The sequence below is a fragment of the Streptomyces gilvus genome (assembly GCF_022513565.1).
Classification (GTDB): domain Bacteria; phylum Actinomycetota; class Actinomycetes; order Streptomycetales; family Streptomycetaceae; genus Streptomyces; species Streptomyces gilvus.
Genome location: NZ_JAKWBE010000005.1, coordinates 1 through 20,605, shown reverse-complemented (window position 1 = coordinate 20,605; position 20,605 = coordinate 1). Strand labels below are relative to the sequence as shown.

General features: G+C 72.2%; 19 protein-coding genes. 9 read left to right on the top strand and 10 right to left on the bottom strand.

Annotated features, from left to right (window positions below):
- Positions 1-87 precede the first annotated feature (87 nt).
- A complete protein-coding gene (locus tag MKW14_RS10245; RefSeq protein WP_240861345.1) occupies positions 88-3,210 on the top strand; it encodes an FAD-binding and (Fe-S)-binding domain-containing protein in 3,123 nt (1,040 codons plus the stop codon).
- 52 nt (positions 3,211-3,262) lie between these two features.
- On the opposite strand, the gene MKW14_RS10240 is transcribed toward MKW14_RS10245, so the two are convergent.
- Both MKW14_RS10240 and MKW14_RS10235 read right to left on the bottom strand, forming a co-directional pair.
- Positions 3,263-4,006 (bottom strand): YcnI family copper-binding membrane protein, encoded by a 744-nt coding sequence (locus MKW14_RS10240; RefSeq protein WP_240861343.1) that lies wholly within the window; start codon positions 4,004-4,006, stop codon positions 3,263-3,265.
- On the bottom strand, positions 3,955-4,626 hold the full coding sequence (locus MKW14_RS10235) for a hypothetical protein (RefSeq protein WP_308314589.1): 672 nt from the start codon (positions 4,624-4,626) through the stop codon (positions 3,955-3,957). The genes MKW14_RS10240 and MKW14_RS10235 overlap by 52 nt, the downstream gene beginning before the upstream one ends.
- A 104-nt stretch (positions 4,627-4,730) precedes the next feature.
- Between MKW14_RS10235 and MKW14_RS10230 the strand changes: the two genes are divergently transcribed.
- The 3 genes from MKW14_RS10230 to MKW14_RS10220 all read left to right on the top strand — a co-directional run bounded on the left by MKW14_RS10230 (position 4,731) and on the right by MKW14_RS10220 (position 6,392).
- Positions 4,731-5,201, top strand: a complete 471-nt coding sequence (locus MKW14_RS10230; RefSeq protein ID WP_240861819.1) for a DUF5990 family protein — start codon at positions 4,731-4,733, stop codon at positions 5,199-5,201.
- 35 nt (positions 5,202-5,236) lie between these two features.
- On the top strand, positions 5,237-5,626 hold the full coding sequence (locus tag MKW14_RS10225) for a DUF6153 family protein (RefSeq protein WP_240861340.1): 390 nt from the start codon (positions 5,237-5,239) through the stop codon (positions 5,624-5,626).
- A 91-nt stretch (positions 5,627-5,717) separates the two neighbouring features.
- Complete coding sequence (locus MKW14_RS10220; RefSeq protein WP_240861339.1) at positions 5,718-6,392, top strand: DUF305 domain-containing protein; 675 nt, start codon at positions 5,718-5,720, stop codon at positions 6,390-6,392.
- 42 nt (positions 6,393-6,434) lie between these two features.
- Here MKW14_RS10220 and MKW14_RS10215 read toward each other — a convergent pair whose 3' ends face one another.
- From MKW14_RS10215 to MKW14_RS10200, 4 genes are all read right to left on the bottom strand, one after another.
- Entirely contained in the window at positions 6,435-7,394 is a 960-nt protein-coding gene (locus MKW14_RS10215) for an XdhC family protein (protein ID WP_240861336.1), read from the bottom strand.
- A gap of 13 nt (positions 7,395-7,407) precedes the next feature.
- Positions 7,408-11,580 carry a bifunctional nitrate reductase/sulfite reductase flavoprotein subunit alpha gene (locus MKW14_RS10210; protein ID WP_240861334.1) on the bottom strand — a complete coding sequence of 1,391 codons (4,173 nt, stop codon included), beginning with the start codon at positions 11,578-11,580 and terminating at the stop codon, positions 7,408-7,410.
- A gap of 145 nt (positions 11,581-11,725) precedes the next feature.
- Positions 11,726-12,151 (bottom strand): hypothetical protein, encoded by a 426-nt coding sequence (locus MKW14_RS10205; protein WP_240861332.1) that lies wholly within the window; start codon positions 12,149-12,151, stop codon positions 11,726-11,728.
- Between the two features lie 24 nt (positions 12,152-12,175).
- Positions 12,176-12,712 carry a DUF2231 domain-containing protein gene (locus tag MKW14_RS10200; protein ID WP_240861331.1) on the bottom strand — a complete coding sequence of 179 codons (537 nt, stop codon included), beginning with the start codon at positions 12,710-12,712 and terminating at the stop codon, positions 12,176-12,178.
- A 95-nt stretch (positions 12,713-12,807) separates the two neighbouring features.
- Between MKW14_RS10200 and MKW14_RS10195 the strand changes: the two genes are divergently transcribed.
- Positions 12,808-13,458 (top strand): helix-turn-helix transcriptional regulator, encoded by a 651-nt coding sequence (locus tag MKW14_RS10195; RefSeq protein WP_240861329.1) that lies wholly within the window; start codon positions 12,808-12,810, stop codon positions 13,456-13,458.
- Positions 13,459-13,630: 172 nt separating this feature from the next.
- Positions 13,631-14,080, top strand: coding sequence for a hypothetical protein (locus tag MKW14_RS10190; protein ID WP_240861327.1), 450 nt, complete (start codon positions 13,631-13,633; stop codon positions 14,078-14,080).
- 2 nt (positions 14,081-14,082) lie between these two features.
- Here the strand turns inward: MKW14_RS10190 and MKW14_RS10185 are convergent, their stop codons facing one another.
- Positions 14,083-14,493: a hypothetical protein gene (locus MKW14_RS10185; protein ID WP_240861325.1), complete on the bottom strand. Its 411-nt coding sequence runs from the start codon at positions 14,491-14,493 to the stop codon at positions 14,083-14,085.
- Between the two features lie 208 nt (positions 14,494-14,701).
- Here MKW14_RS10185 and MKW14_RS10180 point away from each other — a divergent pair, with 208 nt between their 5' ends.
- Positions 14,702-15,139, top strand: coding sequence for a Fur family transcriptional regulator (locus MKW14_RS10180; RefSeq protein WP_240861323.1), 438 nt, complete (start codon positions 14,702-14,704; stop codon positions 15,137-15,139).
- A gap of 25 nt (positions 15,140-15,164) precedes the next feature.
- Positions 15,165-17,363, top strand: a complete 2,199-nt coding sequence (gene katG / locus MKW14_RS10175) for a catalase/peroxidase HPI (RefSeq protein ID WP_240861321.1) — start codon at positions 15,165-15,167, stop codon at positions 17,361-17,363.
- A 561-nt stretch (positions 17,364-17,924) separates the two neighbouring features.
- On the opposite strand, the gene MKW14_RS10170 is transcribed toward katG, so the two are convergent.
- The 3 genes from MKW14_RS10170 to MKW14_RS10155 all read right to left on the bottom strand — a co-directional run bounded on the left by MKW14_RS10170 (position 17,925) and on the right by MKW14_RS10155 (position 19,891).
- Positions 17,925-18,104: a hypothetical protein gene (locus tag MKW14_RS10170; RefSeq protein ID WP_240861320.1), complete on the bottom strand. Its 180-nt coding sequence runs from the start codon at positions 18,102-18,104 to the stop codon at positions 17,925-17,927.
- 68 nt (positions 18,105-18,172) lie between these two features.
- Positions 18,173-19,051, bottom strand: coding sequence for a LysR family transcriptional regulator (locus MKW14_RS40865; RefSeq protein ID WP_276619126.1), 879 nt, complete (start codon positions 19,049-19,051; stop codon positions 18,173-18,175).
- A gap of 39 nt (positions 19,052-19,090) precedes the next feature.
- Positions 19,091-19,891, bottom strand: a complete 801-nt coding sequence (locus MKW14_RS10155; RefSeq protein ID WP_240861318.1) for a catalase family protein — start codon at positions 19,889-19,891, stop codon at positions 19,091-19,093.
- Between the two features lie 387 nt (positions 19,892-20,278).
- On the opposite strand from MKW14_RS10155, the gene MKW14_RS10150 reads away from it, so the two are divergent.
- A partial coding sequence (locus MKW14_RS10150; RefSeq protein ID WP_240861316.1) for an alpha/beta fold hydrolase occupies positions 20,279-20,605 on the top strand: 327 nt, incomplete at its 3' end.

The following is a 20,605-nucleotide window of genomic DNA, read 5'->3' as shown; positions in this document are numbered from 1 at the left end:
GATCGTCCCGCACGCGGGTGACCGCGCCACCGCCTGGGTACCCGGCGGTCCCGTCACCTGCCGCCGGGCCGAGCGAAGGAGGGCTCCATGGCCGCGTTGGACCTGCCCGAACCTGTCGTACGTCGCTCAGGCGCGGCACCGCCGGTCGACGCGCCGAAGCTCGAGGCCGCGCTGCGAGAGCGGGTCGACGGAGAGGTCCGCTTCGACGCCGGCAGCCGCGCCGCCTACGCCACCGACGCCTCCAACTTCCGGCAGACCCCGATCGGCGTGGTGGTGCCCCGTACCCCCGAGGCGGCCGCCGAGGCGGTGGCCGTGGCGCGCGAGCACGACGCGCCCGTGCTGTCGCGCGGCGGCGGGACGAGCCTCGCCGGGCAGTGCACCAACACGGCCGTGGTGATCGACTGGACAAAGTACTGCAACCGTCTGGAGTCCGTCGACGCGGACGCCCGCACCTGTGTCGTCCAGCCCGGCATCGTCCTCGACGAGCTCAACCGGCAACTCGCCCCGACCGGCCTGCGCTACGGCCCCGAGCCCGCCACCCACGCCAACTGCACCCTCGGCGGCATGATCGGCAACAACTCCTGCGGCGCCACCGCGCAGGCGCACGGCAAGGTCGTCGACAACATCGCCCGTCTGGAGGTGCTGCTCTACGACGGCACCCGCTTCTGGTGCGGCGAGACCAGTGACGAGGAGTACGCCGAGATCGAGCGGCAGGGCGATCTGCGGGCCGCGGTCTACCGGCAGCTGCGCGCGCTGCGCGACCGCTACGGCGACGAGATCCGCCGACGCTTCCCGGACATCCCGCGCCGGGTCTCCGGCTACAACCTGGACTCGCTGCTGCCCGAGTACGGCTTCGACGTCGCCGGCCTGCTCGTCGGCAGCGAGTCGACCCTGGTCACCGTCCTGCGGGCAGAGCTGGAACTGGTGCCCGTGGTGAAGGAACGCACGCTGGTGGTGCTCGGGTTCCCGGAGATCTCCGTGGCCGCCGACGCCGTCCCGGCGATCCTGCCGTACGAGCCGATCGCGCTGGAGGGTGTCGACGCGCGGCTGATCAAGGACGAGCGGATCAAGGGCCTCAACCAGAAGGCCCTCGCCGAACTCCCCCAGGGCAACGCCTACTTGATGGTGCAGTTCGGCGCCGACACCCATGAGGAGGCCGACGAGCAGGCACACCGGATGCTGGACGGGCTGCACGAGTCCGAGCACGACGCAGACGTCGCCTTCCTCGACGACCCCACGCACGAGGACCAGTTGTGGCAGGTGCGCGAGGCCGGACTCGGTGCCACGGCGCACGTCCCCGAGCACCCCGACACCTTCGAGGGCTGGGAGGACTCGGCGGTGCCGACGGACCGGCTCGGTGAGTACCTGCGCCGACTGCGGCGCCTGTTCGACGAGTTCGGCTACCTCAGCGACGTCGGACCCAGTCTGTACGGGCACTTCGGGCAGGGCTGCGTGCACACCCGTATCCCCTTCGACCTGTACACCGCGGACGGGGTGGCCGCCTACCGCCGGTTCATGGAGCGGGCGGCCGACCTGGTCGTGGAGTTCGGCGGTTCGCTCTCCGGTGAGCACGGGGACGGGCAGAGCCGGGGCGAGCTGCTGCCGCGCATGTTCGGGGACGAACTGGTCGCCGCCTTCGGGCAGTTGAAGGCCGTCTTCGACCCGCTGGACCGGATGAACCCCGGGAAGGTCGTGGCGCCGTACAAGCTCGACGAGAACCTGCGTCTGGGCAGTCACTGGGCCCCGTACGACCCTCGGGAGCTGCACTTCCGCTTCCCCGACGACGGCAACTCCTTCGCCGAGGCCGCCAACCGGTGCGTGGGCGTGGGCAAGTGCCGGCAGCTGAGCAACCAGGGCGGGTCGGTGATGTGCCCCTCCTACCAGGTCACCCGGGAGGAGGAGCACTCCACGCGCGGACGGGCGCGGCTGCTGTTCGAGATGCTCGACGGGCACGGCGACAGCGCGCTGCGGGACGGCTGGCGGTCGGAGGCGGTGCACGACGCGCTCGATCTGTGCCTGGCCTGCAAGGGCTGCAAGAAGGACTGCCCGGCCGACGTCGACATGGCCACCTACAAGGCGGAGTTCCTCTCCCACCACTACGAGGGCCGGCCCTGGCGGCGGCCGCGCTCCGATCTCTCCATGGGCTGGCTGCCGGCCCTCGCCCAGGTCGTCGGCCGCACCCGGCTCGGACCGGTCGTCAACGCCCTCACGCACACCCCGCCGCTGTCGAAGGCGACCGTCGCGCTCGCCGGGGTCGAGGACCGCGAACTTCCGCTGTTCGCGGGCCGGACCCTGCAGCAGTGGTTCGCGGGACGCCGGGAGACGTACGGCGACGGTGCGCGCGGCAGCGTCATGCTGTGGCCGGACACCTTCACCAACTTCTTCCACCCGCACATCGGTCAGGCGGCCGTGGAGCTGCTGGAGCGCGCGGGCTGGCGGGTCGAGCTGCCGAAGGAACCACTGTGCTGCGGGCTGACCTGGATCTCCACCGGTCAACTCGACGTCGCCGAGCGGGTGTTGAGCCGTACTGTGCGGCATCTGGCCGGGCATGTCCGGGCGGGCGGGCTGGTGGTCGGGCTGGAGCCGAGCTGTACCACCGTGTTCCGGTCCGACATGGGCGAGCTGTTCCCCGGCGACCGCGACGTGCGGCGGCTGAGCGACCAGACGGTGACGCTGGCCGAGCTGCTGACCGAGCACTCCCCCGGCTACGAGCCGCCGCACGTACCGGACCGGTCGGCGCGGGCCGTGGCGCAGGTGCACTGCCATCAGCACGCGGTGCTGGGCTGGGAGGCCGACCAGGAGCTGCTGCGGCGGGCCGGGGTCGACGTCGAGCAGCTGGAGTCGGGGTGCTGCGGGCTGGCCGGCAACTTCGGCTTCGAGCGGGGGCACCTGGAGGTGAGCGAGGCCTGCGCCGAGCGGGTGCTGCTGCCCCGGCTGCGGGAGGAGGACGCGTCCACCGTGGTGCTCGCGGACGGCTTCAGCTGCCGCACCCAGGTGCACGAACTCGACAGCGGCGGCCATGAGGCGGTGCACGTCGCCGAGTTGCTGGCGTCCGCGCTGCCCGGAGGGGCGTTCGGGAGCGCGTACGGAGTGGGGCAGGACGTCCGGCCGGCCGCGCCCGGCCGGGCGGGCAAGGCGCTGGCGCTGGCCGGCGCGGGGGTCGGCTTCGCGGGCGTCGCGGCGGGGCTGGTCCGCGGGCTGCGGCGCTGAGAGAGCCGCGCGTGGGGCGGGGGGCCTGTGGACCCCCGCCCCCGCGCATTCGCTACTCGGCCGACGTTCCGCCGTTACGGCCGCGGGCCAGCGCGAACCCCGCCGCGCCGAGCCCCAGCACACCGACGACCAGCCCGGCGATGCCCAGCCCGCGTGCGGTGGAGTCACTGCTCGACGCCGTCGACTTGGTGCCGGTGGAGGTCTTCGAGGTGGCCGGCAGGGGCGTCGCGCTGCCGGCACCCTCGTCCGCGCCCTTGGCGGTCAGCTTCAGCACCGGCGCCGGGTTCTCCGGCTCCTCGTCGCCGGAGGACGGCGCCTCGATCCAGCGGACCGTCTTGCCGTCGGAATACGTCTGCAGCGCCTTGAAGGTCAACTGGTCGGTGTCGTCCGGAAGTTGCCCGAAGGCGACGTTGAAGTCCTCGTACTGGCCGGGCGCGACCTTCCCGCCGGTCCAGGTGATCTCCGAGACGGCGTCGGTGATGGTGCCGTCGTCGGTCTTCACCGGCGTCTTCAGCTTGGTGGTGGTGACCTTGGGGGTCCAGCCGTCCTGCGGGGAGACGAGGACGCCCAGGACGGGATGGTCGGTGGGCAGGAAGACCTGCACCTTGGTGGTGGACGCCGTGTCCTCCTCGTTGGGGACCCGGAAGGTCAGCAGTCCGTCCGTGGCGCCCTTGGCGTAGCTCTCGGGGTGGACGGTGACGTGCGCGGAGGCGGCGCCGGCCGCGGCGAGGAGCCCGGCGGCGGTCAGGGCGGTGACGGCGCCGACGCGGCGCAGCGTGATGCGTACTCGGGACATGGGTGGGTGAATCTCCGTACGGGAAAGGTGTGTTGGGGTCGCTCGGGGTACGGAGTCCCGGGCGGCGGTCCACGCCGCTGCACCGCGTGCCGCAGCAGGAGCCGCCGCAGCGGCCGCGGGCCGTCGGCGCACAGCCGTACGGCCGCGCGCGCGTCCGGCACCAGCGGCGCCCCGCCGCTCACCCGCCACCAGGCCAGCAGGCCCGGCACCAGGGCGGCGGCCCGGCGCAGCAGCGACCACAGGGCGGCCTCGCCGCGCCTGAGCCACCAGGTGAGCACGAGGGCCGCGGCGACGTGCGCGGCGGTGGCGTGCGGGGTCACGGCGTGGGTGTGGCCCATGTGCATGCCGTGCATGAGCATCGTCGGGTGCGGCCGCAGCGCGCCGAAGGCGAGGTGCAGTCCGCCCTGCGCGGTGAGCGTGCCGGCGCCGATGGCGGCCAGGGACCGCTCCCGGCCGCCCAGCAGACACCCGGCGCCGAAGAGGGGCACGAAGCCGACGGCCTGCACCCACACCGGCGGCGCCATGCCGGTCGCGAGGACGTGTCCCCCGGCCGCGAGCAGCACGCACAGCGCGGCGAACACCGCCGCGCGCAGCGCGCGTACCGAAGCAGACGCCGTCATGGCGCCCGATCCTGCCATGCGACGGGGACGCTCCGACGGGTGGATCCCCCGGTCCACAGGCGCAGACTGGACATCCACAGCCGATGAACCGGGGTGGTGACGGCATGGCGGCCGGTCTGCGCATCCGCATCGAGGGCTTCGACCTGCCCGGCCGCACCTGCGGCCCCGATGGCGGCGACACGGCGTACCGGGACGTCCATGTCGCGGTGCAGCGCCGCGACCGGCCCGCCGAACTGCTCGGGGTGCAGCCCGGTGACGCCCGGTCGGTGAGCTGGACGCTGGAGTGCACCGCGGTGGCCTCGGCGGCCGGTACGGATGTCAAAGGGCCCTGTGTTCAAGGTCGTTCCGGGGGCAGGTTCGTGTATCTGTCCTGGGGTACGGGCGACGGCTCCGGAACGTTCACCCTGTTCCGGCGGGCCAAGCTGATGCTGGACGCCGTGCCCGCCGAGGTACTGGACGCCGCCGTGCGCGAGGGGCTGCTGGTGGGCAGGCTCGGGCTGTCCGACGAGCGGGGGCTGCCCCTGTGCGCGCGGGTGGTGCCGCCGCGGATCACCTGGACGGCCGGGCCGGGGTGAACGGCGGCCGGGTCGTCTGCGTACCATGAGGCGCCATGACAGCTCGTGCACAGGAACGCGGTGCGCCCCCCTCCGTGGGGTGGCGGGCGCTTGTTGTGCTCGGACTGCTGGCGGGGCTGCTGGGCATGCACGCCCTGGCTCCCGGCGGCGGCATGGAGACGCACTCCGCCGCCCGGCACACGACGACGGTGGCCGGACCGCACGGCGGCTGCTCGGGCGACGACTGCGGCGGCGGCCACCTCAAGCACGCCGACCAGACCTGCGCGTCGGCCGCGGTGAGCGGCGGACCGACCCTGCCGGCCCTGGCACCCGACCCGGTGACCGTCCCCGCACGTGCCGACATCCCCTGCCCGTACGCCGGCACGGCCCCGGACGGCGCCCGCGCCCCGCCCTCCCTGGCGGAACTCCAACTCCTGCGGATCTAGACACCACGCGGCACCGCGCCCGCGGTGCGCTCCGGCACGTCCAGATCCCCTCACGCGCGACAGCGCGACACGCATCAGCAGGAGTTCCAGCATGCGCAACACCCGTACGTCCCTCGTCCGCCGTACCGCCCTGACGGTGACCGCCCTCACCGCGGCCGTCACCCTCGCCGCCTGCGGCAACGACGGCGGGAGCGACAGCGGCGGCCAGGCGGCCGCCTCCGCGTCCTCCTCCGCCTCCTCGTCCGCCGGCGCCGAGGCCGGCGCCGGCGCGCACAACGCCCAGGACGTCTCCTTCGCGCAGGGCATGATCCCGCACCACCAGCAGGCCCTGGAGATGGCCCGGCTCGCCGCCGGACGGGCCTCGTCCGCGCAGGTCAAGGACCTCGCCGCGCGCATCGAGAAGGCGCAGGACCCGGAGATCAGGACGATGTCCGGCTGGCTGACGGCCTGGGACGAGAAGGTGCCCTCCTCCGGGGCCTCCACGGACTCGATGGAGTCCATGCCCGGCATGGACCACGGCTCGGGTTCCGGCATGGCCGGGATGATGGATCCCAAGGACATGACCATGCTGGAGAAGGCGTCCGGCAAGGACTTCGACACCATGTTCCTGACCATGATGGTCGAGCACCACGAGGGCGCCGTGAAGATGGCCGGGACGGAGCAGGGCAAGGGCTCCTACGGTCCGGCGAAGTCCATGGCCGGCGACATCGTCAAGGGGCAGACCGCCGAGATCACCGAGATGAACAAGCTCCTCGGCAAGAGCTGACCGCCCGCAGGGGCCGGCGTCCGCGCCGGCCCCTCGTCGCGCTCACTCCGGACCGTCCAGCGCCGTCAGCACCTCGGCGCAGATCGCGAGCGCCGTCTCCGCCGGGGTGCGGGCGCCGATGTCCAGGCCGATGGGGCCGTGGACGCGGGCCAGGGCCGCTTCGGTCAGGCCCGTCTCCAGCAGGGCGGCGGCGCGGCGTGCCTGGGTGTGGCGGGAGCCGAGGGCGCCGACGTACGGGATGCCCGAGGTCAGGGCGGTGCGCAGGGTGGGGACGTCCACGTCGGGCTCATGGCTCAGCATGATCAGACAGGCGGCGGCCGGATGCTCGGCGAGCAGCTCGGCGGCGTCCTGCGCGGTCCTCGTCACCGTGGCCAGCCAGCCCAGCAACCCGGCCTGGGCGACGAGGAGTTCGGCGAGTTCGCCACCGCCGACGACGACGAGGTGCGGCACGGAGGGGCAGGTCTCGATCAGGACGAGCCCGGCGTCGGCCGCGTGCACCTCGCGTCCGGCCCGGTAGCGGGCAAGCAGGGAACGCGCCTGCACGGCGGCCTGCGGCGGCACGTCCGGCCCGTCCCCGGCCTCGTCCGGCGTCACCACGGTGCTGACCGCGTGCGTCCGCCCCTCGTCCAGCCAGGTGACGAGCGCGACATCGGCCCCCGCCCCGAGCAGTTCCCACCAGCGGGCCGGTACGGCGCCCAGCGGCTGCATCAGGATCTCGGCCTGTCCCCCGCAGGTCAGCCCCGCCTCCGCCACGCCCTCCTGGTGCACGGCCACCTCGCACACGCGCGCCGTGTGCCCGGGCGGCACCGCACAGGCCTCGGCGACGAGCCGCTGGTCGAAGGCGCCCCGGTACAGCCGCCCGTGGTACTGCCCGTCCGCGTCGATCAGCATCGCGTCGGCCGGCTGCCGCGCCCCGAACCCGCGCTCGGTGAGCGGCCGCGCGAGTACGGCCGCTCGGCCTTCGGCCGCCCACTGTCGTGCCGTGTCCGCCAGGTCTCGCATGCACCCAGCGTAGTCAGTACACGTCCCGCACGTACCTCTTGTCCGTCGCCAGCTGCTTCACGTACGCCGCCGCCCCGGCCTCGTCGAGTCCCCCGTGCACCACGGCGATGTCCCTCAGCGCCCGGTCGACGTCCTTGGCCATGCGGGAGGCGTCGCCGCAGACGTAGAAGTGGGCGCCGTCCTGGAGCCAGGACCACAGCTGCGGGCCGTGCTCGCGCATCCGGTCCTGGACGTAGACCTTGGCGCGCTGGTCGCGGGAGAAGGCGGTGTCCAGGCGGTCGAGGGTGCCGTCGGCGAGGAACCCGGTCAGCTCCCGCTCGTAGTAGAAGTCGCTGGCCCGGTGCTGCTCGCCGAAGAACAGCCAGTTGGGGCCGCGGTGGCCGAGGGCGCGGCGCTGCTCCAGGAAGCCGAGGAAGGGGGCGACACCGGTACCGGGGCCGATCATGACCATCGGGGTGGCCCCGTCCGCGGGCGGGCGGAAGTGCGCGGCGCGCTGAACGTGCACCGGGACCGGGGTGCCGGGCTCGGCGTCGGCCAGGAACGGGGAGCAGACGCCCTGCCGGGGGCGCCCGCGCAGGTTCTCGTACCGGACGACGGAGACGGTGAGCGAGACCAGGTGGGGGTCGGTCAGCGGGCTGGACGATATGGAGTACAGGCGCGGCTGCAGCCGTCCCAGCACCTCGGCCCACTCCCGCGCACCGGCCCGCACCGCGTACTCGGCGACCACGTCGACGGCCTGCCGCCCCCAGGACCACTTCGCCAGCTCGCCCTTGTTGTCGGGCCGCAGCAGCTTCTTCAACTCGCGTGGGTCGCGGGCGCGTTCGGCGGCGAAGCGCAGGAGGGCAGGGGTGACGCGGGTGATGTCGAGGTGCCGCAAAAGGGCTTCGGCGAAAGGGACTTCGCCGGTGCCGGTCACCTCGACGCCGGTGTCCGCGTCCAGGCCGGTGACGGCCAGCCACTCCTCCACCAGGGCAGGGGAGTTGAGCGGCTGGACGCCTAGCGCGTCGCCCGCCTCGTACAGCAGCGGGGTCTCGCTGTCGCGGGTGTCGAAGGTGAAGCGCCGGACCTCCTTGCCGGCGCCGGGCAGGCTGAGCAGACGGTTGCCGGTGAGACGGGCGGTGACGGGGGCGGGCTTGCGCGAGCGGGGGGTGGGCGCGGGGGCGATTCCGGTGACCCCGGTGACCGGTGCGGCGAGGGCCGGCGCGGCGGTCGTCGGCGTCACGGCCGGTTGCGGGGTGTCGGACAGGGCCGTGAGGATCTGGTCGAGCCAGGCGTGCGCCGCGTCCTCGTAGTCCGGTTCGCAGTCGGTGCGCGGGGCGAGCCGCAGCGCGCCCAGCTCGTCCAGGCGCTGGTCCAGGCGGCGGCCGTGGCCGCAGAAGTCGTCGTACGACGAGTCGCCGAAGGCGAGGACCGCGTACCGCCGGCCCTCCAGGCGCGGGGTGTCGGGGGTGTGCAGGGTCTCCCAGAAGCCGGCGCCGTTGTCCGGGGCGTCGCCGTCGCCGAAGGTGCTGCTGATCAGCAGCAGATCGGCCCCGGCGGGCAGGGTGGCGAGGTCGGCCTCGTCCATGCCGAGCAGGGACGGCGCGTGTCCGACCGTCTTGAGCCGCTCGGCGGTGGCGGCCGCGAAGTCCTCGGCGTTGCCGGTCTGCGAGGCCCACAGGACGACGACCTCACGGCCGGGCGCGGAGGACGCCGGAGCCGGGGCCGTGGCGCCCCGGGAGTACATGCCCGCCAGCACGCCGTTGACCCACAGCGCGTGGTCCGGGCTGAACGGCGCCGAGGGCGGCAGCACCGGGACGCCCGGGGCGCCGGACGGGATGCCGGCGAGGAATCCGACCAGGTACTGGCGTTCCTGTGCGGTGAGCACCGGCGGCGGGGCGGGTTCGAGACCGAAGGGGTCGGCGGCGGGCACGACGGCGGTGGGAGACAGGGCGCCGCCGACGGCCGAGGGAGACAAGACGCCCACGGCCGTGGGAGACAGGGCCTCAACGGCCTTGTCCGGCACCGGAGTCCGCAGCTCGACCGGCGTCGACACCTTGGTCAACGACACGGCGCACACCTTCAACTCGGGCTGGAAGGACAGCGGATCGACGGCGTCGCTGGTCACGGCGTTGACGCTGAGGTACTCGCCGAACAGGTCGTTCCAGTGGAAGGGCGCGAAGCAACTCCCCTGCCGCACACGGTCGGTGACCACCGCCGGCAGCACGGCCCGGCCGCGCCGCGAGGCGACCTCCACCGAGTCGCCGTCGCGGACGTCGAGTCCGGCGGCGTCCTGCGGATGCAGCTCCACGAAGGGTCCGGGGTTGAGCTTGTTCAGCTTGGGCACCTTCGCCGTCTTGGTGAGGGTGTGCCACTGGTGCTGCAGCCGGCCGGTGTTGAGGACGAACGGGTAGTCGTCGTCGGGCATCTCGGCGGCCGGGATGTGCGGACGGGCGTGGAAGACGGCGCGGCCGCTCAAGGTGGGGAAGGTGAGGGAGCCGTCCTCGTCCACGTACCGCACGGGGTTGCGGTCGGGCCCGCCCGGGCGGCCGGCCGGCCACTGCACGGGCGTCTCCCGCAGCCGCTCGTAGGTCACCCCGCGCAGGTCCCAGCCGGTCTTCGGGTTCCAGAACCGCTTGATCTCCTCGAAGACCTCCTCGGCACTGTCGTACGAGAACCCCTCCTCGTACCCCATCTCGCGGGCGACGGCCGCGATGATCCGCCAGTCGGCCATGGCCTCGCCCGGCGGGTCGGCGGCGGGAGCGGCGAGGGTGAGGTTGCGTTCGCTGTTGACGAGGACGCCCTCGGTCTCGGTCCACAGGGCGGCCGGCAGGACGACGTCGGCGTAGGCGTTGGTCTCGGTGTCGGCGAACACGTCCTGGGTGACGACGAACTCCGCGGCCTCCAGCCCCTCGATGACGGTTCTGCGGTTGCCGACGGAGGCGACCGGGTTGGTGCAGATGATCCAGCAGGCCTTGATCTCGCCGTCGGCCATCTTCTGGAACATCTCGACGGTGCCCCTGCCCACGCCGTCGGCGCGCAGGGTCCCGGGCTCCAGCTCCCACAACTCCTCGACGAGCGCCCGCTCCTCGGCGACGAGCACGGACCGCTGTCCGGGCAGGCCGGGGCCCATGTACCCCATCTCGCGTCCGCCCATGGCGTTGGGCTGGCCGGTGAGGGAGAAGGGGCCGCTGCCGGGACGGCAGATGGCGCCCGTCGCCAGATGCAGGTTGACCAGGGCGTTGGTGTTCCAGGTGCCGTGCGTGGACTGGTTGAGTCCCATGGTCCAGCAGCTGGTCCACTCCCCGGCCTCGCCGATCAGCCGGGCCGCCTCGCGGATGTCCGCCTCGGGGATGCCGGTGATCTCGGCGACGGTGGCGGGCGGGTAGTCGGCGAGGAAGGCGGGCATCTCCTCCCAGCCCTCGGTGTGGCGGGCGATGAAGTCGGCGTCCGTGTGCCCGTTCTCGTGCAGCAGGTGCAGCAGGCCGTTGAGCAGGGCGAGATCGGTGCCGGGCTTGATCTGCAGGAACAGGTCGGCCTTGTCGGCGGTGGCGGTGCGGCGCGGGTCGACGACGATCAGTCTGGCGCCGGCCGACTTCACCCGGTCCATCATCCGCAGGAAGAGGATGGGGTGGCAGTCGGCCATGTTGGAGCCGATGACGAGGAACAGATCGGCCCGGTCGAGATCCTCGTACGACCCCGGGGGCCCGTCGGCGCCGAGCGACAGCTTGTAACCCGTGCCCGCGCTGGCCATGCACAGCCGCGAGTTGGACTCGATCTGGTTGGTCCGCACGAACCCCTTGGCCAGCTTGTTGGCCAGGTACTGCGCCTCCAGGCTCATCTGCCCCGAGACGTAGAGGGCGACCGCGTCCGGGCCGTGCTCGTCGACGATCGCCCGCAGCCGCCGGGCCGTCTCGGTGACGGCCGCGGCGACCCCGGTCGGCACGGGCTCCTCTCCCCGCTCGGGCCTGAGCAGGGCCGTGGTGAGCCGTCCCGGTGCGGCGAGCAGGTCGGCGGTGGTCGCGCCCTTGGTGCACAGCCGGCCGAGGTTCGCCGGGTGCTCCTTGTCGCCGGAGGCCTTCAGGACCGTACGGCGCCCGTCAGGGCCGAGGCCGACGTCGAGGACGAGACCGCAGCCCACACCGCAGTACGAGCAGACCGTCCGCACCTTCCTCGTGTCGGCGTTCCGCGAGTCCGGCGCGGCCACGGGCACCCCCTGCCTCTCATGATCGTCCCGTACGGGTGGAGCTTCCGCGACGGTACGAAATGCCCATTACACGGGTGTCTCATGAGCGGTTCATCAGCGGTTACACGAGCCGCACAGGGGGACGAGCCGCACTGTGAGAGGGCGTTCAACTCCCGCCGACGCCCAGTGCCGCCAGCAGGACGAGGACCAGGGTCGCCGCGGCGACGAGGCCGTGGGCGGCGACCACCGGGACGGGGAGGTGGCGTTCGGCGGGGGTGGGCTCGCCGGCGGTCGCCGGGGTTGTGCCCCGGACGGGGATCCAGCGGGCGAACATGGTGAAGCCGAGCAGCGCGACCGCGACGAGCAGACCGAAGGCGGTCCACGCCAGGCCGCTCTTGTCGGCGGCCACATAGACGATCCAGACGACCAGCCCGGCCGCCGCGAGCAGGAAGTGCCCGAAGACGAGCGGCGCCGGGAAGCGCGCGGTCCTCGACTGCTGCTGGCGCAGACCGCCGCCGGAGATCCAGCGGCCGAGGAGGACGAATCCGCCGAGGGCGGTGACGATCCAGGCGACGAGGGCGGCGATGTCCATGTCCGGCTCCGGTGGGGTTTCTCGTCAGGGGGTCGTACGGCTACTGCGGTAGCCCTCGGCCTGCACGGACTCGGCGGCCACGCGGACGCCGTAGCGGTAGGCGAGCTTGCCGCCGAGGTAGCCGGAGACGCCGAGGATGGCCAGAGCGACGGCGGAGAGCGTCAGCTGCCCGTTGCCGACGCTCTGCCCTCCCGCGTAGCCGTCGCTCCGGCGCCAGAGGAAACCGGCCGCGTAGGCGGCGGTCACGGCGAGGTTCAGCCCCATGTGCACCAGGCCCGTACGGAATGCGGGCGTGCCGGTGGGGATGGCGAACAGGTCGAGGAAGCCGACGCAGGCCGCGGCCAGGGCCCCGAGCACCCCGATCGCGATCAGCCAGGCCGAGCCGTGGGTCAGGAAACCCGGCCGGCCGACGGTCTTGGAGGCGATGTCGAAGACCAGGCTGCACACCCAGGCCCCGATCGGCACGGTCACCAGGATCGGATGGAACGGGTGCCCGTACGGCCCCGCCAACGCACCGCTGACCGGCTGCTTCGCCTGCCTGAGCGCACTGTCGACCGTCATGGTCCCACCTCGCCTATGAGGTATTTCACCAACAAGTGTTGGTCTTATTCGGCGAGAGGTCAAGCAAGTCCACTCGACGGAGTTACGGTGATGCGGTGAACCCCGATGCCACGGCCGCCGCACTCGCCGTCCTCGGCGACGAGTCCCGGCGTCGGCTGCTCGACTACGTCCGGCGGGCCAGGCACCCGGTGACCAGGGAAGAGGCGTCCGCGGCGGTGGGGATCTCCCGCAAGCTGGCCGCCTTCCACCTGGACAAGCTGGTCGCGTCGGGCCTGCTGCAGGCACGCCACGGAGGCCACGGCCCGCGCCGGGTCGGCCGCGCCCCGAAGGTGTACGAGCCCAGCCCCGAGACCCTCTCCCTGAGCCTCCCGCCGCGCCGCCACGACCTGCTGGCCTCCCTGCTGACCGAGGCACTGACGGCACAGCGGCCCGGCGAGAGCGCCCGGGAGGCGTCGCTCCGGGTCGCCCGGGAGCGGGGCGAGGCCCTGGGCGCGCAGACCCGCGGCGGGGACGTCACGGCGATCCTGGAATCCCTCGGGTTCGACCCGGCCGACGCCGGTTCCGGCCGCACGGTGCTGTACAACTGCCCGTTCCACCCGGTCGCCGCCCAGGCCCCCGACCTGATCTGCGGGATGAACCACGCCTTTCTCTCCGGCTGCCTGGCCGCCTCCGGCAACGCCGACACCACGGCCGTGCTCACCCCCCGCCCGGGCATGTGCTGCGTCGAGCTGCACACCGACCGTTGAGGCGGCCACGATCACGACACGGGCGGAACCGGCGGCGGGGGACGGGGGTCCACGCCCGCTCCCTCCTCCCGAGACCCACACCGACCTCGGCTCCGGCTCCATCCGCCTCGGACACCTGCGCGGAAGGCGAGGTCCGGCTGGTGGGACCGCTGTTGAACGGGGTCGCCACCCGGTGACCGGCCTGCTGGACAGCCTGCTCATCCCGGCCTCGCGGACCACCTCGCCCTCCGCACCCGCGTCCCAGCCGGCCGCCGCTCCCGCCCCGCACACGCCCCTCCACCGGCACCCGCCCCCGGCCCCGGCCCCGGCGGCCGTACCCAGCCGTCGGGCCACCGCGTCGGCCGAGTCGTCCGGCATGTCGTCGATGACCATGGCCCCGTCCCGGCAGGCCGCCGGGGAGGCCGCCGCCCCCGCGTCGCCGCAGGCCACGTCCGCCGCCCCGGCCACGCCCGTCCCGGACACCCCCGTCCCGGACACCCAGCGCACGGCCGCGTCGGCCACTCGGCCCCTCGACCCGCTGCTGCTGCTCACCGGCGTCGTCGCCGGTGTCGCCGTGCTCGGTCTGCTCCTGGTCGGCTTCCGTGCGGCCGCGACGCGCGGGGAGGAGCCCGAGGCCGGCTGACGTCACGCCTGTCCCAGGACCACCAGCACGACCAGCAGCACCGTGGCTCCCGCGCACATGCCGTGGGCGACGACCGCGGTGAGCGGGAAGTGGCGCTCGGCGGTCCGGCGGCCGTGGGAGTGCCGGCCGGAGCTGGGCAGCCAGCGCAGCAGCATCATGAAGCCGAAGGCCGCCACGATCAGCACCACGGCGCAGGCCGCCCAGGCCGTGCCGCGCACTCCGCCCGCCACATAGGCGGTCCAGGAGGCCAGACCGCCGACGGCGAGCAGGACATGTCCCAGGACGAGCCACAGCGGCAGCCGCGTCACCCCTGACGCGCGCTGCCGCAGGCCGCCGTGGCGGATCCACACCGAGGCCAGATAGCCGCCGAGGCCCGCCGTCAGCAGCCACGCGCACAGAACGAAGACAGTCACGCGGTCCAGCACAGCGCACACGCCGGGCGCAGACCGGACATCCATTCCCGGATTCACCCGTAGGCGTGAACAGTGGGGCGAACCCCTTGATCTGCGGGGATGCGCGGAGACCGGCCGGCGCGTGGAGCCGGAGGTCATCCGGGCGACACCAAACTTGTACTCTTCGTTTTCTTGAAGCGTTCGTGTTTGTGGGGGTAGGTTGGCCGCCATGACCACACCCCAGCCAGCGTCCACCGCCGATGAGCTGCGCGGTGCCGGCCTGCGGGTGACGGCCGCCCGCGTCGCACTGCTCGAGACCGTCCGGGACGGTGACCATCTCGACGCCGAGGCCATCGCCTCGGGCGTGCGCGACCGGGTCGGCCACATATCACTGCAAGCCGTGTACGACGCCCTCAACGCGCTCACCACGGCGGGCCTCGTACGCCGCATCGAACCGCCGGGCAGCCCCGCCCGGTACGAGGGCAGGGTCGGCGACAACCACCACCATCTGGTGTGCCGGTCCTGCGGCGCGGTCTTCGACGTCGACTGCGCGGTGGGTCACGCACCCTGCCTCACCGCGGCCGACGACCGCGGTTTCGCGATCGACGAGGCCGAGGTCATCTACTGGGGCCTGTGTCCCGACTGTTCCACCGCACGCACGGCCTGAGCACCGAACACCCGGAAGGATTCACATGTCCGAGAACACCCCCGCCGCAGAGGCGAAGTGCCCGGTGGCGCACGACCGCGCCCTGCACCCCACCCAGGGCGGTGGAAACCGCCAGTGGTGGCCGGAGAAGCTCAACCTGAAGATCCTCGCCAAGAACCCCGCAGTGGCCAACCCGCTCGGTGAGGACTTCGACTACGCCGAGGCGTTCCAGGCCCTCGACCTCGCCGCCGTGAAACAGGACATCGCCGAACTGCTCACGGAGTCCCAGGACTGGTGGCCGGCCGACTTCGGCAACTACGGCCCGTTCATGGTCCGTATGGCCTGGCACAGCGCGGGCACCTACCGCATCAGCGACGGCCGCGGTGGCGCCGGCGCCGGTCAGCAGCGCTTCGCGCCGCTCAACAGCTGGCCGGACAACGGCAACCTGGACAAGGCCCGCCGTCTGCTGTGGCCCGTGAAGAAGAAGTACGGCAAGAGCCTGTCCTGGGCCGACCTGATGATCCTCGCCGGCAACGTCGCCCTGGAGTCCATGGGCTTCGAGACCTTCGGCTTCGGCGGCGGCCGCGAGGACGTCTGGGAGTCCGAGGAGGACGTGTACTGGGGTCCCGAGAAGGTCTGGCTGGACGACCAGCGCTACACCGGCGACCGTGAGCTGGAGAGCCCGCTCGGCGCGGTCCAGATGGGCCTCATCTACGTCAACCCCGAGGGCCCGAACGGCAACCCGGACCCGGTCGCCGCGGCCCGCGACATCCGCGAGACGTTCCGCCGCATGGCGATGAACGACGAGGAGACCGTCGCGCTGATCGCCGGTGGTCACACGTTCGGCAAGACCCACGGCGCCGGCCCGGCGGACCACGTCGGCGCCGACCCCGAGGCCGCCCCGATCGAGCAGCAGGGCCTGGGCTGGAAGAGCACCTACGGCACCGGCAAGGGCGGGGACACCATCACCTCCGGCCTGGAGGTCACCTGGACCGACAAGCCCACCGAGTGGAGCAACAGGTTCTTCGAGATCCTCTTCGGCTACGAGTGGGAGCTGACCGATTCCCCCGCCGGCGCCAAGCAGTGGGTGGCCAAGGACGCCGAGGCCATCGTCCCGGACGCGCACGACCCGTCGAAGAAGCACCGCCCGACGATGCTCACCACCGACCTGTCGCTGCGCTTCGACCCGATCTACGGGCCGATCTCGCGCCGCTTCCTGGAGAACCCCGCGGAGTTCGCGGACGTCTTCGCCCGTGCCTGGTACAAGCTGACCCACCGTGACATGGGCCCGAAGTCGCTGTACCTCGGCCCGGAGGTCCCGGCGGAGACGCTGATCTGGCAGGACCCGCTGCCGGAGCGCGAGGGCGAGCTCATCGACGCCGCCGACGTCTCGGCCCTGAAGGCCAAGCTGCTCGACTCGGGTCTGTCCGTGGCGCAGCTCGTGTCCACCGCGTGGGCCTCCGCCTCCACCTTCCGCAACAGCGACAAGCGCGGCGGTGCCAACGGCGCCCGGATCCGTCTGCAGCCGCAGGCGGGCTGGGAGGTCAACGACCCCAACGAGCTGGCGCAGGTGCTGCGCGTCCTCGAGGGCGTCCAGCAGGAGTTCAACGCGAACTCCGGCGCGAAGAAGGTCTCCCTGGCCGACCTGATCGTCCTCGGCGGTGCCGCCGCGATCGAGAAGGCCGCCAAGGACGGCGGTTACGAGATCGAGGTGCCCTTCACCCCGGGCCGGGTGGACGCCACGGAGGAGCACACCGACGCCGAGTCCTTCGAGGCGCTGGAGCCCACCGCGGACGGCTTCCGCAACTACCAGGGCAAGGGCAACCGCCTGCCGGCCGAGTACCTGCTGCTGGACAAGGCGAACCTGCTGGGCCTGAGCGCGCCCGAGACGACCGTCCTCGTCGGCGGTCTGCGGGTCCTCGGCGCGAACTACCAGAACTCGCAGCTCGGTGTCCTCACCGGCACCCCGGGTGCGCTGACGAACGACTTCTTCGTCAACCTGCTCGACCTGGGCACCACCTGGCGGGCGACCTCGGAGGACCAGAACACCTTCGAGGGCCGCGACGACGTCACGGGCGAGCTCAAGTGGGCGGGCAGCCGCGCCGACCTGGTCTTCGGCTCGAACTCCGAGCTGCGCGCAATCGCCGAGGTCTACGCGAGCGACGACGCGAAGGAGAAGTTCGTGCAGGACTTCGTGTCGGCCTGGGTGAAGGTCTCGAACGCGGACCGCTTCGACATCGCCTGATCCCGCGGTAGCCCACAGAAGCCCGGGCCGGCCCGAAAGGACCGGCCCGGGCTTCTGTACGGGCACCTACCTGACCAACTCGACCATTCGCGCGGGCACCCGCCCGGCCACCCCCCGCCGTTCGCGCGGGCACCCACCTACCTCCGCTGTTCGCGCCGGACCCGCCCGGCACCACCGCCATTCGCGCGGGCACCCACCTGGCCAACTCCCGCCATTCGCGCGGGGACCTGCCCGGCCACCTCCGCCGTTCACACGGGCACCCACCTACCTCCGCTGTTCGCGCCGGACCCGCCCGGCACCACCGCCATTCGCGCGGGCGCCCACCTGGCCAACTCCCGCCATTCGCGCGGGGACCTGCCCGGCCACCTCCGCCGTTCACACGGGCACCCACCTACCTCCGCTGTTCGCGCCGGACCCGCCCGGCCAGCCGTTCACACGGGCGCCCGCCTGGCTACCCCCGCCGTTCACGCCGGCGCATCCGGCCAGCCCCGCCGTTCACGCCCGCAGTCACCTGGCCAGTTCGGCCGGTTCCGTCGAGCCGTGTCAGCTTCTCCGGGGTCGTCACGGCGTGGACCGGGTGAACCTCCCGTTGTCCACCACCAGGCTCACCACGGCCGACGCGGCGGCCCAGTTCGACGCGGCCCGGGGGCGCGCGTTGAGCCACGCCACCGACACCACCCGGCCGGGGCGGGCGAGCAGCCGCGCCACCAGCTCGGCGCCGTGCACGGGGCCAGTCACCACGCCGATACGGCACCAAGCTGGTCCGATTCGGTGCCGGCGGCCGATGTCGTCGTGGCCGACGGCGGGCGTCAGGCCGGGCCGGGGCCGAGCATGCGGCGCGAGAGCTCGGCGAACTGGAGCAGCTCCGGCATGGTCCGGTGCTTGGAGTAGGCCAGCGCGACCATGCGGGGAGCGACGCCCTCCAACGTCAGGTGGACGACATCGTCCCGACGGTAGAACCCGGCCATGCCGGCCGGCATGACATAGCAGCCGGACCCGAAGGCCACGGCCTCCAGGCATTCCTCGATCGTCGCGGGGAACCGTACGCCTTCTCCCGGCGCCGCCAGCGGATCGCGCGGGACACGCCCGCGCCACTCCGGTACGTCCCGCGGATCCTGCAGCAGGGCCATGTCCCGCAGGTCCTCGACGTGCACCGCCTTGAGTTCCGCGAGCGGATGCTCACTGGGCAACGCCACCACGCGGGGCTCCGGGAAGAGCGGAACCACCTCGAACATGCCCTCGGGCAGCGGCAGCCGGACGTAGCAGACGTCGACCCGCCCGTCGATCAGGAAGTCGACCTGGTCGGTGATGGACGTGTGCACGACCTCGATGTCGAGCTGCGGCGCCATCCGGGCGAACTCCCGCACGATGGGGGTGACGACGACACCCGGCATGAAGCCGATGGTGAACTGGTTCACCTCCCGGTGCGCCGTCCGCACCCGCTGCTGCACCGCCTGTGACATCGCCAGCATCGGCCGGGCGTCCTCCAGCAACTGGTGTCCCGCCCGCGTCAGTACGGTGCCCTGCCGGTCCCGCAGGAAGAGGACCACGCCCAGGTCCTCCTCCAGCGCCCGGATCTGACGGCTGAGCGCCGGCTGGGTCATGTAGAGGCGGCTCGCCGCCCGCACGAAGCTGCACTCCTCGGCCACGGCCACGAAGTAGCGCACCCGGCGTAAGTCGAGATCCATGAGGCTCATCGTAGCGGCGGCGCACAGCCGGACAGGAGGTCAGGGAGCACCCTCCCGGTTGCGCCGGCTCAGCTCGTAGGCCGCCCGGCGGGCGCGCATCAACTCTCCGAGGGGCCGATGCTCCGTTGCCGCGATCCAGGGGTTGAAGCTGCTCTTCTCGACGGTCTCGGCCAGTTCCTCGTCCGGGGCCTGCCGGGGCAGACGCAGCCGCGCCACGGTGAGCCACGGTGCGTCCCAGCGGACCGCGGAGTCCTCGATCGGCGTACGGCTCTCGTCCTCGAAGAACTGGGCCTGGAGACGGAACTCCAGATCGTCGTCCCCGAGTCGCCCGTAGATGTCGGCGGCCAGGTCCTTGCGGGCTTGCCTGTTGATCGCCGTCGAGGCGGCGCACAGCTTCAGCCGGGCCGCGTGGTCACCGAAGGTGATGGGCATGATGCTGAAGAAGTCATGCGTGGCGAATCCGCTGAACGGCTTCACCATGTCCCGGACGTTCGCGACAGCGCTGCGGGTGAGCCGCGGATTGGTCGCGGCCTTACGGAGAGCGGCTCCCGGCCCGCTCGTGGAGAGTTCGACGATTCCGACGACGTCCGCGCTGCCGCTGACCCTCAAGGTCTCCTGACTGACCAGCGTGAAGTTCTGCTCGACATCGGCGGACGTCGGCGTGGAGGCCCCGAGCACCTTGATCGCGAAACCGCGGATGTCAGGAGCCCGGTCGACGGAGAAGTTTCCGTTGGACAGCCGTACAAGAGCCTCAAAAACAGCCGGAGAGGCGAAGATTCCCTGCCTCGCATAATCGGGAAGCTCCTCTTCCACCACCAACGCCGCCTTCAGGGCAGCCACTTGACTGCGGTGCAGCGCTCTCCCAGGGCCATGCTTTTTCAGCCGCTTGCGCTGCAGTTCACTGAAAACGTGTATCTGTTCCGCGTGCTGGCTGCTCTCGTCCGGCAGGAGTACTTCACGCCACTGAGTGCTCGGCATGTTCTGAGACCTCTTCAAATTACATCGCACAGTTCCGTCTCCGCAGATCATCGCGGCCCCGCACTCGACACGCCAATGCCGATTCCCTCACCCGTCATGCCGATCGGGCATGAAGAACCACGAGGGTCAGCCCCCTCATTCCGGATCGGCATGGAGGGCAGCAGGATCGGCATTGGCGGACCGAAAGACACGTCCGCCAGAGTCGTTGTCACGAAGATTCGACAGAACGGCTCGAGAGGAAGAACCCCCATGAAATCCACCGCCCGCACCAGAACACTCGCGGCTGCCGGACTGGTGAGTGCCGCGGTCGTGGCTTCACTGGCCGTGACGAACGCGAGCGCCGTCACGCCCCGGACGAACGACCACACCGTCACCTCGCAGCCGGCGCACCGCGCGAAGCCGACGGTGGTCCTGGTCCACGGGGCGTTCGCCGACTCCTCCAGCTGGAACAGCGAGATCGGCTACCTGCGGGGGCACGGCTACCCGGTCTACGCGATCGACACCCCGCTGCGCGGTCTGGCCTTCGACAGCGCCTACGTCGAGGCACAGCTCAAGACCGTCAAGGGCCCCGTGGTG

What these genes read in the sequence shown, in the direction of transcription:
- MKW14_RS10225 (WP_240861340.1), top strand. Translation starts at nt 5,237, where the DNA reads ATGACAGCTCGTGCACAGGAACGCGGTGCGCCCCCCTCCGTGGGGTGG.
- MKW14_RS10235 (WP_308314589.1), bottom strand. Translation starts at nt 4,626, where the DNA reads ATGACGGCGTCTGCTTCGGTACGCGCGCTGCGCGCGGCGGTGTTCGCC.
- MKW14_RS10240 (WP_240861343.1), bottom strand. Translation starts at nt 4,006, where the DNA reads ATGTCCCGAGTACGCATCACGCTGCGCCGCGTCGGCGCCGTCACCGCC.
- katG (WP_240861321.1), top strand. Translation starts at nt 15,165, where the DNA reads ATGTCCGAGAACACCCCCGCCGCAGAGGCGAAGTGCCCGGTGGCGCAC.
- MKW14_RS10220 (WP_240861339.1), top strand. Translation starts at nt 5,718, where the DNA reads ATGCGCAACACCCGTACGTCCCTCGTCCGCCGTACCGCCCTGACGGTG.
- MKW14_RS10215 (WP_240861336.1), bottom strand. Translation starts at nt 7,394, where the DNA reads ATGCGAGACCTGGCGGACACGGCACGACAGTGGGCGGCCGAAGGCCGA.
- MKW14_RS10230 (WP_240861819.1), top strand. Translation starts at nt 4,731, where the DNA reads ATGGCGGCCGGTCTGCGCATCCGCATCGAGGGCTTCGACCTGCCCGGC.
- MKW14_RS10245 (WP_240861345.1), top strand. Translation starts at nt 88, where the DNA reads ATGGCCGCGTTGGACCTGCCCGAACCTGTCGTACGTCGCTCAGGCGCG.
- MKW14_RS40865 (WP_276619126.1), bottom strand. Translation starts at nt 19,051, where the DNA reads ATGGATCTCGACTTACGCCGGGTGCGCTACTTCGTGGCCGTGGCCGAG.
- MKW14_RS10200 (WP_240861331.1), bottom strand. Translation starts at nt 12,712, where the DNA reads ATGACGGTCGACAGTGCGCTCAGGCAGGCGAAGCAGCCGGTCAGCGGT.
- MKW14_RS10180 (WP_240861323.1), top strand. Translation starts at nt 14,702, where the DNA reads ATGACCACACCCCAGCCAGCGTCCACCGCCGATGAGCTGCGCGGTGCC.
- MKW14_RS10205 (WP_240861332.1), bottom strand. Translation starts at nt 12,151, where the DNA reads ATGGACATCGCCGCCCTCGTCGCCTGGATCGTCACCGCCCTCGGCGGA.